General features: G+C 54.1%; 17 protein-coding genes. 8 read left to right on the top strand and 9 right to left on the bottom strand.

Features of this window, described 5'->3' with window-relative positions:
• Positions 1-12: 12 nt before the first annotated feature.
• On the top strand, positions 13-2,460 hold the full coding sequence (gene glgP / locus KP80_RS06860) for a glycogen phosphorylase (protein ID WP_052282850.1): 2,448 nt from the start codon (positions 13-15) through the stop codon (positions 2,458-2,460).
• A gap of 53 nt (positions 2,461-2,513) precedes the next feature.
• On the opposite strand, the gene glpD is transcribed toward glgP, so the two are convergent.
• Positions 2,514-4,022, bottom strand: coding sequence for a glycerol-3-phosphate dehydrogenase (gene glpD, locus KP80_RS06855; RefSeq protein WP_052282849.1), 1,509 nt, complete (start codon positions 4,020-4,022; stop codon positions 2,514-2,516).
• Positions 4,023-4,223: 201 nt separating this feature from the next.
• On the opposite strand from glpD, the gene glpE reads away from it, so the two are divergent.
• From glpE to KP80_RS06840, 3 genes are all read left to right on the top strand, one after another.
• On the top strand, positions 4,224-4,553 hold the full coding sequence (gene glpE / locus KP80_RS06850) for a thiosulfate sulfurtransferase GlpE (RefSeq protein ID WP_052282848.1): 330 nt from the start codon (positions 4,224-4,226) through the stop codon (positions 4,551-4,553).
• A 137-nt stretch (positions 4,554-4,690) separates the two neighbouring features.
• Complete coding sequence (gene glpG, locus KP80_RS06845; RefSeq protein WP_052282847.1) at positions 4,691-5,521, top strand: rhomboid family intramembrane serine protease GlpG; 831 nt, start codon at positions 4,691-4,693, stop codon at positions 5,519-5,521.
• Positions 5,522-5,538: 17 nt separating this feature from the next.
• Complete coding sequence (locus KP80_RS06840) at positions 5,539-6,297, top strand: DeoR/GlpR family transcriptional regulator (protein ID WP_052282846.1); 759 nt, start codon at positions 5,539-5,541, stop codon at positions 6,295-6,297.
• Between the two features lie 72 nt (positions 6,298-6,369).
• Here the strand turns inward: KP80_RS06840 and KP80_RS06835 are convergent, their stop codons facing one another.
• Positions 6,370-7,737 (bottom strand): glycoside-pentoside-hexuronide (GPH):cation symporter, encoded by a 1,368-nt coding sequence (locus KP80_RS06835; protein ID WP_052282845.1) that lies wholly within the window; start codon positions 7,735-7,737, stop codon positions 6,370-6,372.
• Between the two features lie 215 nt (positions 7,738-7,952).
• Positions 7,953-10,658 (bottom strand): HTH-type transcriptional regulator MalT, encoded by a 2,706-nt coding sequence (gene malT / locus KP80_RS06830; protein WP_052282844.1) that lies wholly within the window; start codon positions 10,656-10,658, stop codon positions 7,953-7,955.
• Between the two features lie 622 nt (positions 10,659-11,280).
• Between malT and malP the strand changes: the two genes are divergently transcribed.
• Together malP and malQ are read left to right on the top strand one after the other, a co-directional pair.
• Complete coding sequence (gene malP / locus KP80_RS06825; protein WP_052282843.1) at positions 11,281-13,671, top strand: maltodextrin phosphorylase; 2,391 nt, start codon at positions 11,281-11,283, stop codon at positions 13,669-13,671.
• 9 nt (positions 13,672-13,680) lie between these two features.
• Entirely contained in the window at positions 13,681-15,762 is a 2,082-nt protein-coding gene (gene malQ / locus KP80_RS06820; protein WP_052282842.1) for a 4-alpha-glucanotransferase, read from the top strand.
• A 53-nt stretch (positions 15,763-15,815) separates the two neighbouring features.
• Here the strand turns inward: malQ and gntT are convergent, their stop codons facing one another.
• The 3 genes from gntT to gntX all read right to left on the bottom strand — a co-directional run bounded on the left by gntT (position 15,816) and on the right by gntX (position 18,853).
• Positions 15,816-17,132, bottom strand: coding sequence for a gluconate transporter (gntT, locus tag KP80_RS06815; RefSeq protein WP_052282841.1), 1,317 nt, complete (start codon positions 17,130-17,132; stop codon positions 15,816-15,818).
• A 412-nt stretch (positions 17,133-17,544) separates the two neighbouring features.
• Entirely contained in the window at positions 17,545-18,120 is a 576-nt protein-coding gene (gene nfuA, locus KP80_RS06810) for a Fe-S biogenesis protein NfuA (protein WP_052282840.1), read from the bottom strand.
• 58 nt (positions 18,121-18,178) lie between these two features.
• Positions 18,179-18,853, bottom strand: coding sequence for a DNA utilization protein GntX (gene gntX / locus KP80_RS06805; protein WP_072129062.1), 675 nt, complete (start codon positions 18,851-18,853; stop codon positions 18,179-18,181).
• Between the two features lie 38 nt (positions 18,854-18,891).
• Here gntX and bioH point away from each other — a divergent pair, with 38 nt between their 5' ends.
• Together bioH and KP80_RS06795 are read left to right on the top strand one after the other, a co-directional pair.
• Positions 18,892-19,668, top strand: coding sequence for a pimeloyl-ACP methyl ester esterase BioH (gene bioH / locus KP80_RS06800; protein ID WP_052282838.1), 777 nt, complete (start codon positions 18,892-18,894; stop codon positions 19,666-19,668).
• 115 nt (positions 19,669-19,783) lie between these two features.
• Positions 19,784-20,053, top strand: a complete 270-nt coding sequence (locus tag KP80_RS06795) for a YdgH/BhsA/McbA-like domain containing protein (RefSeq protein WP_052282837.1) — start codon at positions 19,784-19,786, stop codon at positions 20,051-20,053.
• 48 nt (positions 20,054-20,101) lie between these two features.
• Here KP80_RS06795 and feoC read toward each other — a convergent pair whose 3' ends face one another.
• From feoC to feoA, 3 genes are read right to left on the bottom strand one after another with little or no spacing between them, the layout of a single operon-like run.
• Positions 20,102-20,338, bottom strand: a complete 237-nt coding sequence (feoC, locus tag KP80_RS06790; RefSeq protein WP_052282836.1) for a [Fe-S]-dependent transcriptional repressor FeoC — start codon at positions 20,336-20,338, stop codon at positions 20,102-20,104.
• Between the two features lie 8 nt (positions 20,339-20,346).
• A complete protein-coding gene (gene feoB, locus KP80_RS06785) occupies positions 20,347-22,665 on the bottom strand; it encodes a Fe(2+) transporter permease subunit FeoB (protein WP_052282835.1) in 2,319 nt (772 codons plus the stop codon).
• A 28-nt stretch (positions 22,666-22,693) separates the two neighbouring features.
• Positions 22,694-22,921, bottom strand: coding sequence for a ferrous iron transporter A (gene feoA, locus KP80_RS06780; protein ID WP_052282977.1), 228 nt, complete (start codon positions 22,919-22,921; stop codon positions 22,694-22,696).
• Between the last annotated feature and the right edge of the window lie 164 nt (positions 22,922-23,085).

The following is a 23,085-nucleotide window of genomic DNA, read 5'->3' as shown; positions in this document are numbered from 1 at the left end:
GGGATCTTAGTTATGAATGCACCTTTTTCGTATGCATCACCGACCCTCAGCGTTGAGGCACTGAAGCATTCTATTGCCTATAAGCTGATGTTTATTATTGGGAAAGACCCGGCTATCGCCAACAAACACGAATGGCTGAACGCCACGCTGTTTGCCGTACGCGACCGCCTGGTTGAGCGCTGGTTGCGCTCTAACCGCGCTCAGCTTTCCCAGGAAACGCGACAGGTGTACTACCTGTCGATGGAATTTTTGATTGGCCGCACGCTTTCCAACGCGCTGTTATCTTTAGGGTTATATGAAGATGTCAAAAACGCACTGGAAGAGATGGGGTTAGACCTTGAAGAGCTGATTGACGAAGAGAATGACCCGGGGCTGGGTAACGGGGGCTTAGGGCGCTTAGCGGCCTGTTTCCTCGACTCACTGGCGACGTTGGCGTTGCCGGGGCGTGGCTACGGCATCCGCTATGACTACGGCATGTTCAAGCAGAACATCGTCGATGGTCGGCAAAAAGAGTCGCCGGACTACTGGCTGGAATACGGTAATCCGTGGGAGTTCCCGCGCCACAACACGCGCTACAAAGTACGCTTCGGCGGCCGCGTGCAGATGGAAGGCAAAACCAGCCGCTGGCTGGAGACGGAAGAGATCCTCGCCGTCGCTTACGATCAGATTATCCCGGGCTATGATACTGACGCCACCAACACGCTGCGTTTGTGGAACGCGCAGGCCAGTAGTGAAATCAACCTCGGTAAATTTAACCAGGGTGACTACTTCGCCGCGGTAGAAGACAAAAACCACTCGGAAAACGTGTCGCGCGTGCTCTACCCGGACGACTCGACCTACTCCGGGCGTGAACTGCGTCTGCGCCAGGAGTACTTCCTGGTGTCGGCCACGGTGCAAGATATTTTAAGCCGCCACTACATGTTGCATAAAACCTATGCCAACCTGGCGGATAAAATAGCTATTCACCTGAATGACACCCACCCGGTGCTGTCGATTCCAGAGCTGATGCGCCTGCTGATTGATGAGCATAAGTTCAGCTGGGATGAGGCGTTCACGGTGGCCTGCCAGGTCTTTTCCTACACCAACCATACGCTGATGAGTGAGGCGCTGGAAACCTGGCCGGTCGATATGCTGGGTAAAATTCTGCCGCGTCACTTGCAGATTATCTTCGAGATTAATGACTACTTCCTGAAGACACTTCAGGAGCAGTATCCAAACGATACCGGCTTACTGAGCCGCACGTCTATCATTGATGAGTCGAACGGCCGTCGCGTACGTATGGCATGGCTGGCGGTGGTGGTGAGCAAGAAGGTCAACGGTGTTTCCGAGCTGCACTCCAATTTGATGGTGCAGTCGCTATTTGCCGACTTTGCCGCCATCTTCCCGATGCGCTTTACCAACGTGACAAACGGTGTGACCCCGCGTCGCTGGCTGGCGTTAGCCAACCCAGCGCTCTCCAGTGTGCTGGATGAGAATATCGGCCAGACCTGGCGTTCGGATCTGAGCCAGCTCAGCGAGCTGGAGCAGCATATTGATTATCCGAAGGTTAACCAGGCAGTGCATCATGCCAAGCTGGAAAACAAAAAACGACTCGCGTCTTTCATTGCCCAGAACCTGAATGTGGTGGTGAACCCAACGGCGCTGTTTGATGTGCAGATTAAGCGTATCCACGAGTACAAACGTCAGCTGATGAATGTGCTGCACGTGATTGCCCGCTATAACCGCATCAAGGCCGATCCGAGCGCGGACTGGGTACCAAGGGTCAATATCTTCGCCGGGAAAGCCGCGTCGGCCTACTACATGGCGAAGCATATTATTCACCTGATCAACGACGTGGCGGATGTGATCAACAACGATCCGCAGATTGGCGACAAGCTCAAAGTGGTGTTTATCCCGAACTACAGCGTGAGCCTGGCGCAGATGATCATTCCGGCGGCGGATCTGTCTGAGCAGATCTCGCTGGCGGGGACTGAAGCTTCTGGGACCAGTAACATGAAGTTTGCGCTCAACGGTGCGTTAACGATTGGCACGCTGGACGGTGCTAACGTCGAGATGCAGGAGCACGTTGGGGCGGATAACTTCTTTATCTTCGGCAACACCGCTGAGGAAGTGGAAGCACTGCGCAGTAAAGGCTACAGCCCGCGAGATTACTACGAGCAGGATGCCGAGTTACGCCAGGTGCTGACGCAAATCGCGACCGGCGTGTTTAGCCCGGGTGAGCTGGGACGCTACCGTGACCTGGTGGATTCGCTGATTAACTTTGGCGACCACTATCAAGTACTGGCAGACTTCCGCAGCTACGTGGATTGCCAGGATAAGGTTGATGAACTGTACCGTGAACCGGAGGAGTGGACCACCAAAGCGATGCATAATATCGCCAACATGGGCTACTTCTCTTCCGACCGTACCATTCAGGAGTATGCCGAGAATATCTGGCATATCGAGCCGGTGAAGCTGTAAAGAGAAACGGGGCCATTCGGCCCCGTTTTTATCATCAGGTGACATCAACATCATTAAGACGCCAGCGACAGCTCAGGCTTTCCCAGCGTTTTCACCAGCCATTCGCTAATCCGTGACTGCTGTTCGGCGTTAAGCCACATGCCCTGCTTGGTACGACGCCAGATGGCATCATCCAGACGGCGCACCCACTCGTGCTGCACCAGGTAGCGTAGTTCTGCTTCATAAAACTCATGGCCAAAATCTTCACCCAGCCCGCTGATATCGCGCGCATCGCCGATAATCAACTCGCTGTTGCTGCCGTAGGTGCGGGCGTAGTGACGCGCCAGCGACTCGGTAATAAACGGATAGCGACGGCGTAGCTTCGCGGCGTAGTCATCACGATCGCCACTGATTTCACCGCCGGGCAGAACCGCGCCTTTGGTCCACGCCGGGCCGATACCGTTATAGTACGGTGTCAGTTTCTCGAGCGCGTGCTCAGCCAGCTTACGATAGGTGGTGAGCTTGCCACCGAAGACCGACAGCAGCGGTGCCTTGCCGTGGTCATCATGAATGTCCAGGGTGTAGTCGCGGGTAATAGCCTGCGGCGAATCGGACTCGTCATCACACAACGGACGCACGCCGGAGTATGTCCAGACGATATCTTCGCGGGCGAGCTGTTTTTTGAAGTGCCCGTTATAGACCTTCAGCAGGTAGTTAATTTCGCTTTCATCGATCTCAACGTTTTTCGGATCGCCCTGATACTCGACGTCGGTGGTGCCGATGATAGAAAACTCGTCCATCCACGGGATCACGAACACGATACGTTTGTCTTCGTTTTGCAGGATATAGGCCTGCTTCTGCGTGTGTACGCGCGGTACCACGATATGGCTGCCTTTGATGAGACGGATACCGTACGGTGACGGCAGCTGCATGCCATCATCAAAGAACTGTTTCACCCATGGGCCGGTGGCGTTGACCAGACCGCGAGCCTGCCAGCGGAAGCGTTCTCCGCTGTCGATATCTTCCGCTTCTACAATCCACAGGCCGTTTTCGCGTTTGGCGGAGATGGCGCGAGTACGAGTGCGGACTTCACCACCTTTCTGCACCACCATTTGCGCATTGGCTAACACCAGGCGGGCGTCATCGACCCAGCAGTCGGAATATTCGAAACCGCGCACGATTTCCGGCTTCAGGACTGATTCTGCGCCAAAACGCACACCGGTCGAGGCGGGCAGGCTGGTGCGTTTACCCAAGTGATCGTACATAAACAGGCCGGTACGGATCATCCACGCCGGACGCAGGTGCGGGCGGTGAGGCAATCGGAAACGCAGCGGAATGGCGATATGGGGAGCCATTTTTAACAACACTTCACGCTCGGCCAGCGCTTCGCTGACCAGACGGAATTCATAGTGCTCAAGGTAGCGCAGACCGCCGTGGATAAGCTTTGAGCTGGCGCTGGATGTGGCGCACGCCAGATCTCTGGCTTCCAGCATCAGCACGGATAAACCACGGCCAGCCGCGTCAGCCGCAATGCCTGCGCCGTTGATGCCGCCACCTATCACAATCAGATCTTTGGTTTCCATTATTGCTACCTCAAGGACTTTCGTTATAGCTCATCAATGTTCGTTATCGCTCATAATAGCAAGTAAACGCGCTTTTGGTAACATAGAAAAAACATTTTAGAGTGATGTGCATAACATATTGGCGTTTACGTGGCGTGACGACGTACACTTGGCGGTAAAATGTCGTCAGCAAGACACCTGCCATAATGATAAGAGAGCACCATGGATCAGTTTGAATGTATTAACGTAGAACAGGCGCACCAGAAGCTGCAGCAAAACGCCGCGGTGCTGGTGGATATTCGTGACCCGCAGAGCTATGCCGTTGGCCATACACCGGGGGCGTTTCATCTGACGAACGATACGCTGGGCGCGTTTATGCGCGATAACGACTTTGAAACACCGGTTATGGTGATGTGCTATCACGGCAACAGCAGTAAAGGTGCGGCCCAGTATCTGCTTCAGCAGGGCTACGATCAGGTTTACAGCGTGGATGGCGGCTTTGATGCCTGGCATCGCCACTTCCCGACAGAGGTTGAACACACGGTATTTTAACCGCCGTGGGTTTACCGTAGCGATTTTAGCCCCAATACCGCCTGTTAATAGGCGGTGATAGTGTCGCGTTGCAACCTATCCGTCAGGGTTTGGGTATATACTGTCCTCTTTTGTGTGGAATAGAAGCGACCTGCTGTATGTTGATGATCACCTCTTTTACCAACCCTCGCGTGGCCCAGGCCTTTGTGGACTATATGGCAACGCAGGGCGTTATTCTGACTATCCAGCAGCATGAGCGTAGCGATGTCTGGCTTTCCGACGCCTCACAGGAGGCTCGCGTTCGCGCGGAGCTGGAGCAATTTCTCGCCAACCCTGCCGACCCGCGTTATCTGGCAGCGAGCTGGCAGTCGGGGCAAACCAATAGCGGCCTGCACTACCGCCGTTTCCCCTTCCTGGCGACCCTGAAAGCCGGCGCGGGCCCGGTGACGATGAGCATCATGACGGCCTGTATCCTGGTGTTTATTCTGATGAGCGTGGTGGGCGATCAGCCCGTCATGTTAATGCTGGCCTGGCCGTACGATGATTCGCTGAAATTTGAAGCCTGGCGCTACTTTACTCACGCTTTAATGCATTTCTCCTTCATTCATATCCTCTTCAACCTGCTATGGTGGTGGTACCTCGGCGGTGCCATCGAAAAGCGCATCGGCAGCGGTAAGCTGGTGGTGATTACGCTTATCAGCGCGTTGCTGAGTGGCTTTATGCAGCACCAGTTCAGTGGCCCATGGTTTGGCGGTTTGTCCGGCGTGGTGTACGCGCTGATGGGTTATGCCTGGCTGCGCGGCGAGCGCGACCCGCAAAGCGGTATTTTCCTGCCGCGCGGGCTGATGATGTTCTCGCTGATTTGGCTTGTGGCCGGATGGTTTAATGTATTTGGGATGTCGATTGCGAACGGCGCGCACATCACCGGGCTGGTGATTGGGCTGGCAATGGCCTTCGTCGATACGCAGAATGTGCGAAAACGAGCATAATTTTCCAGGGATTCATCATGAAACAAACACAACGTCATGACGCGATAATCGAGCTGGTAAAACTACAGGGTTACGTCAGCACGGAAGAGCTGGTGGAACACTTCTCCGTGAGTCCGCAGACGATTCGCCGCGATCTGAACGACCTTGCCGATCAGAAAAAAATTCTGCGCCACCACGGCGGTGCGGCGCTACCATCGAGCTCGGTGAATACGCCGTGGCACGACCGTAAAGCGACGCAGACGGCTGAAAAAGAGCGGATTGCCCACAAGGTTGCCAGCCAGATCCCCAACGGCTCTGCGTTGTTTATCGATATCGGCACGACGCCGGAAGCAGTAGCGCATGCGCTGTTAAATCATAGCGATCTGCGTATTGTGACCAACAATCTTAACGTCGCGAACACGCTGATGGTGAAAGAGGATTTTCGCATTATTCTGGCGGGCGGTGAGCTGCGCAGCCGGGATGGCGGCATCATAGGTGAGGCGACGCTGGACTTCATCTCTCAGTTCCGTCTCGACTACGGCATTCTGGGGATCAGCGGTATCGACAGCGACGGTTCGCTGCTGGAGTTTGATTATCATGAGGTGCGTACCAAGCGCGCAATCATCGACAATTCCCGCCACGTGATTCTGGTTGTCGACCATTCGAAGTTTGGCCGTAATGCGATGGTCAATATGGGCAGTATCAGCATGGTAGACGCGGTGTATACCGACGTTTTACCGCCGCCGGGCGTGATGCAGGTGATTGCCGAAAATGAGGTACAGCTCGAGCTGTGCTAAAAGAAAGGGCGCTGATGAAGCGCCCTTTTTGTTGCCGTTTTCAAACCGCTTTCAATGGAGGCATCGTTCGTGTTAAGACATCTGCTGCTGGAATTTTCCTTCGCTGAGATCGGAGACGATAGCGTTCATGCGATCTTCGGTCAGGCGATAGTAGCGGATAGAGACGGCAGTAATCAGGTAGAAGATAGCCGGCAGTACGGTAAACAGAATGAGCACGCCACGAATCGCTTCCGCTGATTGCTGCTCGACGCCCGCTTGGTAGCCGTAGAAGGCCAGCCCCCAGCCGGTCAGTGCGCCGCCGATAGCGACACCCAGTTTGATAATGAAAATGTTGGCCGCTACGTTCATCCCGGTAATACGGCGCTGGGTTTTCCACTCACCATAGTTATTGGCATCGGTAATCATCGACCACTGCAGCGGGGCGTTAATCCCTTGCAGAATATTCAGGATAATGTGAACGATAAATGCAGGGATCCAATAATCGGCAGGCAGTACGAGGAAGGCTAATCCAAATAATGCGCTGAGGATATTCACCCATACCGAGGCGCGAATTTTACACATCCAGGACCCGACTTGTTTAGCCATCAGGCTACCCACTACGGCAGCCACGGTGGTCGCCAGCATAAACAGCGAAATAATACTGCTGCCCTGATTCAGAATATATTGTACGAAATAAACCAGCAGGCTACCGCGTACCACAACGCCGCAGAGCATAGCCAGGTTATATATCGACAGTACGCGCCACTGATCGTTTTTCATCAAAATACGCACGTCGCGTAAAATGTTCAGGTTCTCTTCTTTGACCGGCGTAATACGCTCACGAGTCGTCATAAAGCAGATCAGGAACATAATACAGCCGATGGCCCCGAAGATGCCCATTGCCCACTGCATACCGGTGGCTCTGTCGCCTGGCGCAATAAGGTCGGCAAGCGGCAGGATAAGCGCGGTACCCATGGCGCCACCGATTGGCGCAACGGCAAAGCGCCATGACTGTAGCGACAGGTTTTCTTTCGGGTCGGCAGTAATCGCCGCACCCAATGAGCAGTAAGGGATATTAATTGCCGTATACATAAGAGTCATAAATATATATGCGACAACGGCATAGGCAATTTTCCCGGTTTGTTCGAAGTTAGGCGTGGAATATACCAGCACGCAGCTTACGGCAAAGGGAACACAAATGATTAATAGCCAGGGACGGAAACGCCCCCAGCGGCTTTTCGTCTGATCGGCAATAGCCCCCATAATCGGGTCAGTAATCGCGTCTAAAACCCTGACGACTAAAAATAATGTCCCCATTACTGCCGGGGGTAAGCCATAAATGTTCGTATAAAAATAAGCAAGAATGGCAACTGAAGAATCAAAAACAATATGGCTTGCGGCATCGCCCAAACCAAATCCAAACTTCTCTTTATTACTGATTTTTCCGGTTAATGCCGACATAGAGTCACCTGTTTATTATTACGTGCCAACATACGACATCATTTATAAAAGGTGACGTTGAACCTGAGTATTCTAATTTTTCACTTTGTAGTTATGTTAATTCTCTATTGTGACACAGCTATCTCTTTGTCATTCAGCGAGTAGGGCATTAAGGCAGCTTGAGGCGAGAGAGAGGCGCTTATCAGGCCAGTATCAGCCTGATAAGCGGTCGGCGTTTAGACCCCGTAACCCATCATCTTCAGCAGATTTTGTGCATGCAGCACCGCGTCCTGACGATGCGCGACGCCGAGTTTTTGATACAAGTTACGGATATGGGTTTTGATAGTCGTGGCGGCGACGTCGAGCTCTCCGGCAATCTGTTCGTTGCTATAGCCAGAATAGATAAGCCCCAGAACCTGCCACTCACGCTGGGTGAGAGGGCTGGTGCGGATAAGCTCCGGCACTTCCGGATGGTTAAGCAGGCGCTCAACGAAACTTTCGTCAAAGTGAGCAAACTTATGGCGGTGGTGCTGGTTAATCTCGCGCAGAATACGCTGAGCGCGGTGCTGGTCCAGCTCCGGCAGTGTATTGAGCTGGATAAGCTGACGCAGCTGCTGCGCCATTGCTTCACCTTCAATGACGAAATGGCTGATAAACCCGGTACGGTTGGCCAGTTGCAGCGCCTCCAGCAGTACGCGCTGGGCTTCATTCTTGTTACCAGACTGCCAGTGCAGCTGGTTAAGCAACAGCAGGTTGCGGTTGAGATCGCTCATCAGGCGCAATGAACGGGCGTTTTCGTTCAGTTCCTCAAGCACCATCTCCGCGGAATCGAACTCACCCAGTAAAATCTGGACTCGGGCGATATTGCGCCACTGGCCCTGCAGGAAGTGGTTGTTCGCAAACTCGGGTTTTGGCGTATGGCGCAGCCAGTTGGCGGCGGATTTTTTATCGCCAACCATCTGCCAGTAAATTACCCGGACTTTATCGGCGTTGGAGACCCAGTCGCTATGATAAGCGCCGTTGCCCAGCAGATTCTCAAGGCGGTTGAGGTGATTGCGGGCGTTGTCCAAATCGCCACGCGCCAGTGAGCACTGAACCTGCAGGGTCAAACACTGCAGCTGTTGCTGTGGCTGGAAGCCGCTGAGCACTTCAATACCGGTACGGGCAGCGGCTTCTGCTTCATCGAGACGCGCCCATGCCCACAGCAGCTGTGAACGAATGCGCAGCAGGAATTCATGCATCGGCAGCTGTTCAAGATGCTGCTCGCGGATAAGCTGGAAACCTTTCTCCTGACACTCCCAGGCGGCCTGCAGGAAGCCCTGGGCAAACAGAATCTCGCTTTGCTGGATAAGGCTCCACAGCGCGTAGTGCCAAATATCATGACGACGCGCCATCTGTTCCGTTTGCTGCATGACGGCGATGGATTGGCTCAATAACCCTTTGCAGTGCAGCACTTCGCCGTGCACCGACGTGGCGACGATTCGGCTATAAAAATTGGCCAGCGGCAGCTCTTCCAGCGCGACGGTGGAAAGGCGCTCCGCCTCATCCTGATCGCCGTCATTAATAGCCACCTGGGCGCGAAGAGCGTTGAAATCACCGTGCAGCGACGCGTCCATTTCAGACGTCATTTCCTGCTCGGCGCGGGCCAGAAGGGTATTCACTTCGCTATAGCGATGCTGGCTTTGCATCAGCCAGGCCTGGAGAAGCACCAGACGTGGATTCTCAAGCAGACTTTCCCATGGCAGCGCGGAGAGCGACTCTTCAAGCAGCGCCAGTTCGCTATGGTGGAATAAGCCCCAGGCGTGATTCAGCAAGATATCACGTAGCATTGTCGGGTCACCCGCGGCCAGCGCGTGGTGAATAGCTTCGCTTGGGAAGCCCTGCGCCATCCAGCTTTCTGCAGCAGCGCGGTGAATTTCTGGTAGTTCGGCCGCCAGTTCCCACTGACAGCGCTGACGCAGGAAGCTGCAAAACAGCGGATGGTAGTTAAACCATTCACCGGAATTATCCATGCGCTGCAGGAACAATCCCTGACGTTCAATCTCTTCGAGACGCATCTGGCCGTTTTCTTCGCCGGTGACGCGGGCGATCAGCGAGTCGTTCATTGAGCGCAGCAGCGAGCTTTTTAACAGGAAATTACGCGTGTCTCGATCGACGTTATCGAGAACTTCATCCACCAGATAATCGGAGAGATGGCTGGCGTTAATGCCCGCCAGGCGACGTGCCGAGTGCTGAGTGGCGTTATTACGCTGACGGGCGGAGAGTGCAATCAGCTGCAGCGCGGTGGCCCAGCCGGCGACGTCATCGCACAGACGGCTGCTTTCCGCCACTTCAATTGGTGAGGCTAAGCGGCAGTCGAAAAATTGCTTGGTTTCAGCATGTGTGAAGGAGAGCTGTTGGCTGCCCACTTCCAGCAGTTGGTCGCGTACGCGCAGGTTGGCTATTCCCAACTGCGGCAGGTTACGCGACAGAACCACCAGCGTGAGATTTTCCGGCTGATGGCGCAGGAAAAAGCGCATGGCATCGTGGATCACTGGGTTGGTGATCAGATGGTAGTCATCAATGACCAAATAGAGCGGGCGCTGCCATTCGCTAAGCTCGATGAAGAGCTGAGAGAAAAGGGAGCTCAGGCTGGCGTACTGGCGCTTTTGCACCATGTTTTCGCTAGCGTCGCAATGGCCGCCTGTCGCTTGCTGGACCGCGGCGATCAGATAGCTGGCGAAACGCTCCTGCTGGTTGTCGCCCTCATCAAGGGAGTACCAACCAAGGTCGCTCATCCCTGCCGCCCATTGTGAAACGAGCGTAGTCTTTCCATAGCCAGCCGGACTGGTTATCAGCGCCAGACGATAATTGTTCGCGCCTGAAAGTTTCGCCAATAGCCGTTCGCGAACCACTGTGTGTTCGAGACGGACAGGTCGACTAAGTTTTGACGGAATCAACATAGCTAATCACTTCACTGTGAGGATTGGAAAAAAAGATTTTTTTTGCGCTTCGTAATTAATCCATACAAAGGTCGGTCAAATAGCTATGTATTGCAAGTTATGTCCCATTTTGATGCTTGCGAATTTGCTATATGTCACAATTTTTTATATTTAATGCCAACTTCGTATTATGGCTTGCAAGGTGCGAAAATACTGAGTTTTGTAAGTATTTGTTGTTCCATATGAAATAGATTTCAGGCAATGCCCAGAATAAAAGTCGTTTAGCTATGTTTCATTCCAGGTAAATTTCCGTAGAAACAATACGTATTAAATTGTTGCTTATTTTCGGTAGTAAATAGTTTCCTTATTTGCATATTCATTACAAAACGTCATTTCATTTTATGCGCTGACGCGAAGATCTCCAGGTCCTCATCCCCGACAATAACGGGGGACTGATGGGCCGTTAAGCTGATTGAAAAACGTGCGATTTTGCCGTTGGCGGCTAACGTTATAGTGGCGGCGATCACACTTTTCGCTCATCCCTGCGACTCCTCCCTGGCTAATACCGGACAGGAGGAGGAAGTCGTGCAATCAGCCTGGCACACTAGCGCTAATGTTTATGTAAAAAGGATTCTAATTCGCTATGTCACAGCCTACTTTTAATCACGATTCATTCCAGGCTGCCCTGACGCGTCAGTGGCAGCGTTTTGGCCTACAGGCCGCTTCCGAAATGACATCTCACCAGTGGTGGCAGGCAGTGAGCGGCGCGCTGGCGGAACAGCTTTCCGCGCAGCCGGTAGCGAAGCCGGCAAAAAACCAACGTCATGTGAACTATATCTCGATGGAGTTCCTGATTGGTCGCCTAACCGGTAACAACCTGCTTAACCTCGGCTGGTACGAAGGCGTGAGTGAGGCGCTGAAAGGCTACAACATCAACCTGACTGACCTGCTGGAAGAAGAGACTGACCCTGCGCTGGGCAACGGCGGTTTGGGACGTCTGGCTGCGTGTTTCCTGGACTCCATGGCGACCGTTGGCCAGTCGGCAACCGGTTATGGTCTGAACTACCAGTACGGTTTGTTCCGCCAGTCCTTTGATGATGGCCACCAGATGGAAGCGCCGGACGACTGGAAACGCGGTAGCTACCCGTGGTTCCGCCACAACGCCGCGCTGGATGTGCTGGTGGGTATCGGCGGCAAAGTGGTGAAAGGCGAATGGCAGCCTGCCTTTACCATTACCGGGGAAGCCTGGGATCTGCCGGTGCTGGGTTACCGTAACGGCGTAGCGCAGCCGCTGCGTCTGTGGCAGGCGACCCACGCGCATCCATTCAATCTGACCAAATTCAATGACGGTGATTTCCTGCGGGCAGAACAGCAGGGCATCGACGCCGAAAAATTGACCAAAGTCCTCTACCCGAACGATAACCATACCGCGGGTAAAAAACTGCGTCTGATGCAGCAGTACTTCCAGTGTGCGTGCTCGGTGGCAGATATTCTGCGCCGTCATCATCTGGCGGGCCGTAAGCTGCACGAGCTGGCCGATTTCGAAGTGATTCAGCTTAACGACACCCACCCAACCATCGCCATTCCAGAGCTTCTGCGCGTTCTGATTGATGAGCACCAGCTGAGCTGGGACGACGCCTGGGCTATCACCAGCAAAACCTTCGCCTACACCAACCACACGTTGATGCCGGAAGCGCTGGAGTGCTGGGATGAGAAACTGATTAAAGCGCTGCTGCCGCGTCACATGCAGATTATTAATGAAATCAACAAACGCTTCAAAGTGCTGGTCGACAAAACCTGGCCGGGCGATGACGCGGTATGGGCGAAACTGGCCGTGGTGCATAACAAGCAGGTACGCATGGCAAACATGTGCGTTGTCAGCGGCTTTGCGGTTAACGGTGTGGCTGCGCTGCACTCGGATTTGGTGGTGAAGGATCTGTTCCCGGAATATCACCAGCTGTGGCCGAATAAATTCCATAACGTGACCAACGGCATCACGCCGCGTCGCTGGATCAAACAATGCAACCCAGCGCTGGCGGCGCTGCTGGATAAATCGCTGAAGAAAGAGTGGGCCAACGATCTTGACCAACTGATCAACCTGGAAAAATACGCAGACGACGCTAAATTCCGGGAGCAGTACCGCGAGATCAAGCTGGCGAACAAACAGCGTTTGGTGAAGTTTATCAAAGCGCGTACCGGTATTGAGATCACCACTAATGCGATTTTTGATATTCAAATCAAACGTCTGCACGAGTACAAGCGTCAGCACCTGAACCTGCTGCACATTCTGGCACTGTACAAAGAAATTCGTGAAAACCCGCAGGCTGACCGCGTACCACGCGTGTTCCTGTTTGGCGCGAAAGCGGCACCGGGCTACTACCTGGCGAAGAACATCATTCTGGCAATCAACAAGGTTGCTGAAGCGGTGAACAACGATCCGAAAGTGGGCGATAAGCTGAAAGTGGTGTTCCTGCCGGATTACTGTGTGTCGGCGGCTGAAATGTTGATCCCGGCGGCAGACGTTTCCGAACAGATCTCCACGGCCGGTAAAGAAGCCTCCGGTACCGGCAACATGAAGCTGGCGCTGAACGGCGCGCTGACCGTCGGTACGCTGGATGGCGCGAACGTCGAAATCGCAGAGCAGGTGGGTGATGAAAACATCTTTATCTTCGGCCACACCGTCGAACAGGTGAAAGCGCTGAAGGCCAAAGGCTACGATCCGCTGAAATGGCGTAAAGCCGACAAGCAGCTGGATGCGGTGTTAAAAGAGCTGGAAAGCGGTAAATACAGCAACGGCGACAAGCATGCGTTTGACCAGATGCTGCACAGCATTGGCAAGCAGGGCGGTGACCCGTATCTGGTGCTGGCTGACTTTGCCGCTTATGTGGAAGCGCAGAAGCAGGTTGATGTGCTGTACCGCGATCAGGAAGCCTGGACCCGTGCCGCTATCCTGAATACCGCGCGCTGCGGCATGTTCAGTTCCGATCGCTCTATCCGCGATTATCAAAAACGTATTTGGCAGGCAAAACGCTAAGGACAGGCAATGGAAAGCAAACGCCTTGATAATGCCGCGCTGGCGGCGGGGATTAGCCCAAACTACATCAATGCCCACGGAAAGCCGCAGTCTATCGATGCCGACACCAAACGGCGTTTGCTTGACGCGATGCACCGCGATGCCGCCGAAACAGCGGCAACGCCGATGCCGAACGTGATGGTCTGGACGTACGGTAAGAAAATGGCGCTGCCGGTGGAGGGGAAAGGTGAATTTAGCTGGATCCTCACTACCGAAGAGGGCAAGCAGTACCAGGGGCAAGTGGCTGGGGGGAAAAACCTCAGCCTGCCGACCCGCTTGTCGGAAGGGTATCACTCACTGACGCTGACGCAGAGCGACGAACGCTGGCACTGCCGGGTGATCGTCGCGCCAGAGCGTTGCTATGAACCGCAGCCGCTCAAAGAGGCCAAAAAGCTATGGGGTGCCTGTGTGCAGCTTTACACCTTGCGCTCAGAGAATAACTGGGGGATTGGTGATTTTGGTGACCTGAAGGCGATGCTGCCGGAAGTCGCCAAACGTGGTGGCGCGTTCATCGGCCTCAACCCGATTCATGCGCTCTATCCGGCGAATCCGGAAAGTGCGAGCCCATACAGCCCTTCATCGCGCCGTTGGATGAACGTTATCTATATTGATGTCAATGCGGTGGAAGACTTCGCCAAAAGCGAAGAGGCGCAGGCTTGGTGGAAACTGCCGGCGACGCAGCAGAAGCTGAAAGCCGCACGTGAGGTGGCACAGGTGGATTACACCGCGGTCACCGAATTGAAAATGACCGCGCTGCGTATGGCGTGGAAGCGCTTTGCCAAACGCAATGATGAGCAGATGGCGACCTTCCGCTACTTCGTTGATAAAGAAGGTGAGAGCCTGTATTGGCAGGCGGCATTTGATGCGCTGCACGCTCATCAGGTGAAAGAAGATCCGATGCGCTGGGGCTGGCCGGTTTGGCCGGAAGCCTATCGCACCACCGATAGCCCGGAAGTCCATGCGTTCTGTAAAAAGCATGCCGACGAGGTGGATTTCTACCTGTGGTTGCAATGGCTGGCGTATATCCAGTTTGCCGACTGCTGGCAGACCAGCCAGCGTGACGAGATGCCGATTGGCCTCTATCGCGACCTGGCAGTGGGCGTGGCCGAAGGTGGCGCGGAAACCTGGTGTGATCGCGAGCTGTACTGTTTAAAGGCATCCGTTGGCGCACCGCCGGATATCCTCGGGCCGCTGGGGCAAAACTGGGGGCTGCCGCCGATGGATCCGCATATCATTGCGGCCCGCGCCTATGAGCCCTTTATCGAACTGCTGCGTGCCAATATGAAGAACTGCGGCGCGCTGCGTATCGACCACGTCATGTCGGTACTGCGTCTGTGGTGGATCCCGTACGGTGAAACCGCCGACCACGGTGCCTACGTGCAGTATCCTGTGGATGCGCTGTTGTCGATTCTGGCGCTGGAAAGTAAGCGTCACAACTGCATGGTGATTGGTGAAGATTTAGGGACAGTGCCGGTTGAGATCGTCAGTAAGTTGCGTAAGAGCGGTGTTTATTCCTACAAAGTTCTCTACTTTGAGAATGATCATGAGAAGACCTTCCGTTCACCAAAAGCGTATCCGGAACAGTCGATGGCCGTGGCCACCACTCATGACCTGCCAACGCTGCGCGGCTATTGGGAAAGCGGTGATTTGACGCTGGGTAATGAGCTGGGTCTGTACCCCGATGCTGATGTGCTGCGCGGGCTGTATCAGGATCGTGAGCTGGCCAAGCAAGGGCTGATGGATGCGCTGCACAAGTACGGCACGCTGCCGAAACGTGCGGGTCACAAAGCGTCACTGATGTCGATGACCGCCACTTTAAGCCGCGGTATGCAGCGTTATATCGCTGATAGCAATAGCGCGCTGTTGGGGCTTCAGCCGGAAGACTGGCTGCAGATGTCCTCGCCGGTGAATATCCCTGGCACCAGTACCGAGTATCCGAACTGGCGACGTAAGCTCTCCACTTCTCTGGAAGCGATGTTTGCTGATGATGATGTGAACAAGCTGATTAAAGATTTGGACAAGCGCCGGAAAGCGGCGAGCAAGAAGAAGTAAAAACAAAAACGCCGGGGCAAACCCCGGCGTTTTTATATCGGTAATGCGTGGTGTTAAACCACCATCCCCAGCAGCAGACAGCCTACCAGACCACACACCGAGATAATGGTTTCCAGCATAGACCAGGACTTAATGGTCTCGCCGATAGTCAGGTTGAAGTACTCTTTAAACAGCCAGAAGCCCGGATCGTTGACGTGGGAGAAGATAACGGAACCGGAACCTACCGCGATAACCATCAGCTCTGGGCTGACGCCCGTGGTGGCAATCAGTGGCGCTGCAATACCGCCTGCGGTAATCGCCGCAACGGTGGCTGAACCCAGCGCAATACGCAGAACCGCAGCGATAGACCAGGCCATAAACAGCGGAGATACGTTGGATTCGTGCATGATAGAGGCAATGTATTTATCCACGCCGCTGTCGACCAGAACCTGTTTGAACGCACCGCCACCGCCGATGATCAGCAGCATCATGGCGATAATTTTGATGGAGGAGATCAGCGTGTCGTTGATTTCATCCATAGAACGGCCGCGGTTCAGGCCGAAGGTGAAGATAGCAATCAGTACCGCAATCAGCGTCGCCATTACCGGGTCACCGAAGAACTCGGCGGCAGGCAGCAGGGCGTGACCTTTCGGCAGCACCATTTCAGCGACAGCACGCAGTGCCATCAGGATAACCGGAACCAGAGAAGTCCAAACGCTAACGCCGAAGGATGGCATTTCTGCGTCGGTGAAGGTTTTCGGGTTGTGCAGACCTTCCGGAATTGGCTTGTCGATGCCTTTCAGGCAGCGAGCATAAACCGGGCCCGCCAGAATAACGGTTGGGATGGCCAGCAGCGTACCGTACAGCAGGGTTTTACCCATATCCGCGTGGAAGATGGTGGCGATAGCCGTTGGGCCTGGATGTGGTGGCAGGAAGCCGTGGGTGACGGACAGCGCCGCAGCCATCGGTACACCGACATACAGCAGAGGAATACGCGCGGAGGCAGCGATGGTGAAGACCAACGGCAGCAGCAACACGAAGCCCACTTCATAGAACAGTGCGAAGCCTACGGTGAAACCGGTCAGTACGACGGCCCACTGAATGTGCTTACGACCAAATTTATCGATAAGGGTGGTTGCGATACGCTGTGCACCACCGCAGTCGGCCAGCATCTTACCGAGCATGGCGCCGAAGCCCATAATCAGCGCCAGTCCACCGAGGGTACCGCCTACGCCATTTTTAATGGAGACGATCACTTTGTCCAGGGGCATGCCCTGCATCAATCCGACGGCCAGAGCCACCAGAACCAGTGCGATGAATCCGTTCATTTTGAAGCGGATCATCAACAGTAATAAGAGGATAACCCCGATTGCTACGATGATTAATGGCATAATTTTTCCAGCCTTTAATTTGTTATGGGTAACGTCATTGTTGCTACGACAACTTCCAATTGTCCCTACAGAGGGAATAGGTACTGACTACTTCACGCCACCGTAATGTTGTATGACTCAGACAGAGAATAGCTGGCTATTATTTAACACGATGGCGTATGGCGGGATGATACGGGTAACATGCTGTGTTTGAGAATATGTCAGGCGGTGGAAATGTGAAATATGCGACTCCAGTCAAACTATTAGCTGGATTTTTGCAGCGTTGCGGATCGAAAAATGAGAGGAATGTTGCGCGGTAACATGAGAAATGAAGGTGTTGTGCCCGTTCAGGCGAAGCGTCTGTGAGGGAATTGGCGCTAACCCGGGGTCGGCTTAGTGCCTTGCCCGGGTCGTGGGAGAATCACTCGTAGTATTAGTAGTAAGAGTGTTCGCCGCGCTGGTGTTCGGTGAGATCGCGTACACCTTTGAGCTCGGGGAACTCAACCAGCAGCTGCTTCTCGATGCCTTCTTTCAGGGTCACATCCACCATCGAACAGCCGTTACAACCGCCGCCAAACTGCAGAATAGCTAAGCCGTCTTCGGTGATTTCCATCAGCGTAACGCGGCCACCGTGGCCTGCCAGCTGTGGGTTAATCTGTGATTGCAGCATGTACTCAACGCGCTCCATCAGCGGCGCATCGTCGGACACTTTACGCATTTTAGCGTTAGGTGCTTTCAGCGTCAGCTGAGAACCCAACTGGTCGGTGACGAAATCAATTTCCGCATCTTCCAGATACGGAGCGCTCAGTTCATCGACATAAGCGGTGAGCTGTTCAAATTTCAGTGCTGTATCACTTGCTTCCACCGCATCCGGCGGGCAATAAGAAACGCCGCATTCTGCGTTAGGCGTACCAGGGTTGATCACGAATACACGGATCTGGGTCCCTTCTTCCTGATTTTGCAGAAGTTTGGCAAAGTGCGCTTGCGCAGTATCGGAAATACGGATCATAGCTTTGACCTAATAGTTGACTACTTTAGTTGGTTATAATACGCCCATCGCTGGGGGTCTACAAGGTGCGACACAGACACCATACCTGAACGCTCGCCGCGCCATTTCGCAAAAGCAGGCGGGAAATCTCGGCTGCAGTACTGCCCGTCGTGACAACATCATCCACAATAACCATATGGCGACCCTGCACGGGTAATTCAAGCCGAAACGCGTTTTTCAGGTTGTGCGAACGTCGTCGTGCGCTGAGCTGATGTTGAGTGGCGGTGGGGCGAATGCGGGCAAGCGTCCGGGGATGATATTCGCAAGGCAGCCATGTGCTGAGCGCTTTGCACAGCAGATCACTTTGGTTAAAGCCGCGTCGCCAGTGACGTCGCTGCCATAGCGGTACACTAATAAGCTGTTGGGGTGGAGGAAGCCCTGACTGCTGGCGAACGGCTAAAAGCAGCAGGCGTGCGAGTGTGGCAGCCAGCTCGGCTTTACCGTTAAACTTGAAGCGATGAACCATCTCACTGAGCGGCGGCTGATAGCCATTCACCGCCACTAACCGTTGCCACGGCGGCGGTTTTTGCAGGCAGCGCCCGCATGGCGTATTGGTGCTAGCAGACGGCAATCCGCACTGCGGGCAACCGCACATCTTGCTAAATAACGTTTTGCTACAGCGCGAGCAAACGCCCCATGCGGGCAGCGCAAGAGGCATTTGGCATAGCCAGCACAAGCCGTGGACTGTTAGCATAATCCCCCCTTAGAGCGAAGAAATGAGAACAATAGCTGATGAACGACATCTGGTGGCAAACCACGGGCGAAGGAAATTGTCATCTTGTGCTGCTGCACGGATGGGGACTGAACGCACAGGTTTGGGATTGCATTACGCCGGAATTAGGCGCGCATTTTACATTGCATTTGGTCGATCTGCCGGGCTATGGCCGGAGCGTAGGCTTTGGCGCTTTATCGCTGGAAGAGATAGCCGAAAAAGTACTGGAGAAAGCACCAGAGCAAGCCGTTTGGCTTGGCTGGAGTCTGGGGGGGCTGGTCGCCAGCCAAATCGCATTGCGTCACCCTGAACGCGTACAGGCGTTGGTAACCGTGGCGTCATCGCCATGCTTTGCCGCACAGGATGAATGGCCGGGGATTAAACCCGAGGTATTGAGTGGCTTCCAGCAGCAGCTCACTGATGATTTCCAGCGTACCGTGGAACGTTTTTTGGCACTGCAGACCATGGGGACCGAAAGCGCGCGACAGGATGCCAGAGCGTTGAAGAAGACGGTGCTGTCACTGCCTATGCCTTCATCGGAAGTCCTTAACGGTGGGCTGGAGATTTTGAAAACCGCCGATATGCGTCAGGCGCTGGTGCGGCTCAATATGCCATTCCTGCGTATGTACGGGCGGTTGGATGGGCTGGTTCCGCGTAAAATCGTGCCGCTTCTCGACACGCTATGGCCGGGCAGTGAATCCGTAATTTTTGATAAGGCCGCGCACGCGCCGTTTATCTCTCATCCTCAGGTATTTTGCGAACCGCTGGTGGCATTGAAAAAGCAATTAACGAATTAATTCCTGTAGTAAGTGGTAAAACAGATATTCATAGCAATACTTAAGCTGCTGCAGCAGGTGATTATTTCATCCGAACGCTGTAGCGCAAATACAACCCTTATGGAGAGTAGAGGCTATGAAACTTATTACAGGTATTGTTGCATCTCTGGTGATTGGCTCCCTGTCGTTTGGTGCGTTTGCTGCTAAAGAGATCCAGAAAGATGATGTCGCCAAGATGAATTTGACCAAAATTGGCAACATCACCACGTCAAGAACCACGTCACCAATGGACGCCAAACGCGATCTTTCGAAAAAGGCGGATGAGATGGGCGGGAAGTACTATGTGATCATTGCGGGCGAGAAAAACGAAAAAACCGTCCATGGTAATGCGGACGTTTATAAGTAGCTTCTAATCCTCTGTTCCCGGCGTCAATTTAACGCCGGGAATAGGGTATCAGCGCAGTGCCCACCATTCACGTAAGCAGGCTTTCCCTTCCGGACAGCTTTTACAGCTGCCGGAGAGGCAGCCATCAGGATCTTCGCTAATCTTCACGACTTTCCCCATGGCTTCCAGGCGGCCCAGCATGGCATCGACCAGCGCCTGTGGCGTATGCAGTTGGGCGCTGAGCTGTGCGGCTTCCATGCGTCCTTGCAGTGCCAACATATCGCGTACTTCGATCAATGATGCCATGTCGACTCCTAGTGACAATCGCCCGCTGGGCTAGAGCAGCATGACGTTGGCGTTTTGCGCGTGGCCAGCAGCGAAACGTCCACGCGGCTACGAGCACGACGCAACAGGCCCAGCAGTACCACGTTGAACAGAATCACCGCCAGAATGCACACCAGGCTGTAGCGTGGATGCTGGCTAAAGCTGACGGTCTGGTAGTACAGCGTCGAGAGCGAGTAGGCGATATTCAGCCCCCACAGAATGGAGAAGGTCATCCAGCCGCGGCTCGATTCACGAGCAACTGCGCCCATTACCGAGATGCATGGGATATAGAGCAGCACGAAAATCAGGTAGCTGTAGGCTGCCGCCGCGCTGCCGAATTTGGTGCTCATCACGCCCATGGCGCCGGTTTCCATTTCGCCATCGCCTTTGCTGGCTTCAATGGGGTTTGCCAGTACGCTCAGGCTGAAGGTGTCTTTCAGGCCCTGCCAGGTTTCATCCGCAGCCGCCAGCAGTTCATCACCGAGGTGGAATTCCTGCGGGTTAAACTCTTCGTTCTGAATGTTTTCAGCGGTGTAAAGGGTGTTCAGCGTACCGACAACCACTTCTTTCGCCATCGCGCCGGTAAACAGCCCGACAGTCGCCTGCCAGTTATCCTCGTGCACGCCAATCGGTTTAAATACCGGCGTGATAGCTCGGCTCACCGAAGCCAGCGCGGAGTCATTGATGTTATCGACAATTTTGCCGCTGAAGGAGAAGCTGTTCAGCGCGCTGAGGAAGATGCTGACGATAACGATAACTTTACCGGCACGCAGTACGAAGCCTTTCAAGCGCTGCCAGGTCTGGATAATCAGGCTTTTCACGTGCGGAACGTGGTACACCGGAAGCTCCATGACGAACGGTGATGCTTCGCCGCGCATGATGGTGTACTTGAGCATCAGGCCGGTCAGGATGGCGATGGCAATACCGAGCACATACAGTGAGAAGACCACCAGTGCACCGCCTTGACCAAAGAAGGCAGCGGCGAAGACGGCGAAAATCGCCAGTCGTGCGCCACAGGACATAAATGGTGCCATCATGATGGTCATCAGACGTTCGCGCGGTGCATCGAGTGTACGAGCCCCCATCACCGACGGTACGTTACAGCCGAAGCCAACGATCAGTGGCACGAAGGATTTCCCCGGCAGACCTAACGACTGCATCAGACGGTCCATCACGAATGCGGCGCGAGCCATGTAGCCTGAATCCTCAAGGAAGGAGAGGAACAGATACATCATGCCGATTTGCGGGACTAATGGTAGCACGGTGTTGATACCGCCGCCGATGCCCTGCGCCAGGAATACGGTGAGCCAATCAGGGAAGTGTAGGGTGTAGCCAATCCACTGAATGCCATGAATGAAGATAGCGACTGAACCACCGTCAAAGATAGGTTGCAGCGCGCCGCCGATGTTGATTGCCAACAAGAACATCAGATACATGACGAACAGGAAAATCGGTAAACCCAGAATCCGGTTGAGGATGATTTTGTCGACCGCCGTGGTGAAACGGCTTGGTTCAGCGGTTAGGGTGTTGCTGACGGCGTCGCAGATAGCGGCGATGCTTTGATAGCGCGCATCGGCGATATACAGCGCGGGGTCATCCATCTCTTCGCTCAGGTGAGCGAGTGAAACATCCAGCTTGTGCGCGGCGTCGCCGGCGTAGGCTCGGCTGTAAATATCGCCTTCCAGCATCTGCATCCCCAGCCATTGACGCTGGCGTTCTGGGATATCTTCCGCCATCTCACGGGCCAGATTATCGGCCTCGCGCAGCAGTGGCTGCGGATAGTGTACCAACTCCAGAGGCTCATTCGCCTGGTGACGATCGATGGCCATTTTCAGTGCTTCGATACCGCGACCGCGCGTGGAAACCAACGGTACTACCGGGCAGCCCAGGCGGGCGGCGAGAGCATCAACGTCAATGCGGATTTTTTGCTTCTCGGCAATATCGAGCATGTTCAGCGCGACAACGCAGGGAATGCCCAGCTCCAGCAGCTGTAGCGTCAGATAAAGGTTACGCTCAAGGTTGGAAGCGTCGACGACATTAATCAGCAGGTCGGCATCACCGCTGAGAATGTAGTGGCAGGCAATTTGCTCATCCAACGAGGTTTGCGACGAGATAGTGGTGAGCGAGTAAGTGCCCGGTAGGTCGACCAGGGTGACCTGATGGTCGATGGTCGAGAATGCCCCTTCTTTACGTTCAACCGTGACTCCGGCCCAGTTACCTACGCGCTGGCGCGCACCGGTTAACTGATTGAATAAGGTCGTCTTGCCGGAATTAGGATTGCCAATTAAACCAATGGTTAATTTTTTCATATTTCAGACTCTTAGTACCAGGCTGGAGTTATTGTGCAACGGCTTCTAATTCAATTAGCGCGAGATCTTTTTTACGCAGCACCAGGCTAACGCGACGGGTTTCAATATGAATAGGATCGCCAAGCGGCGCCACGCGAACCACATTAAATGATGAACCCGGTAGCATCCCCAGAGACAGTAGTTTCTGACGATAAGCGGGGCTAATTTCGCGGGAGAAACCGACAATCTTCCACGCAGTATCAGGTGTAAATTGCATATAACCTACTTGTGTATCAGCTAGCTGAACAGAGGAGATACCGCCGTACGCTGCGGACTGCAGCTGGGATATCGTCAACAGATGAAGAATAAAGACTGACTGGAAATAATGATAATGAGAATGGTTTTTATCATCAATACATAACATGCGATTGAAAGCTATTT

The sequence above is a fragment of the Kluyvera genomosp. 1 genome, from assembly GCF_001266615.1.
Classification (GTDB): Bacteria; Pseudomonadota; Gammaproteobacteria; order Enterobacterales; family Enterobacteriaceae; genus Kluyvera; species Kluyvera cryocrescens_A.
Note: the sequence above shows the minus strand (reverse complement) of the source record. Positions and strands in the feature narration are given on the sequence as shown.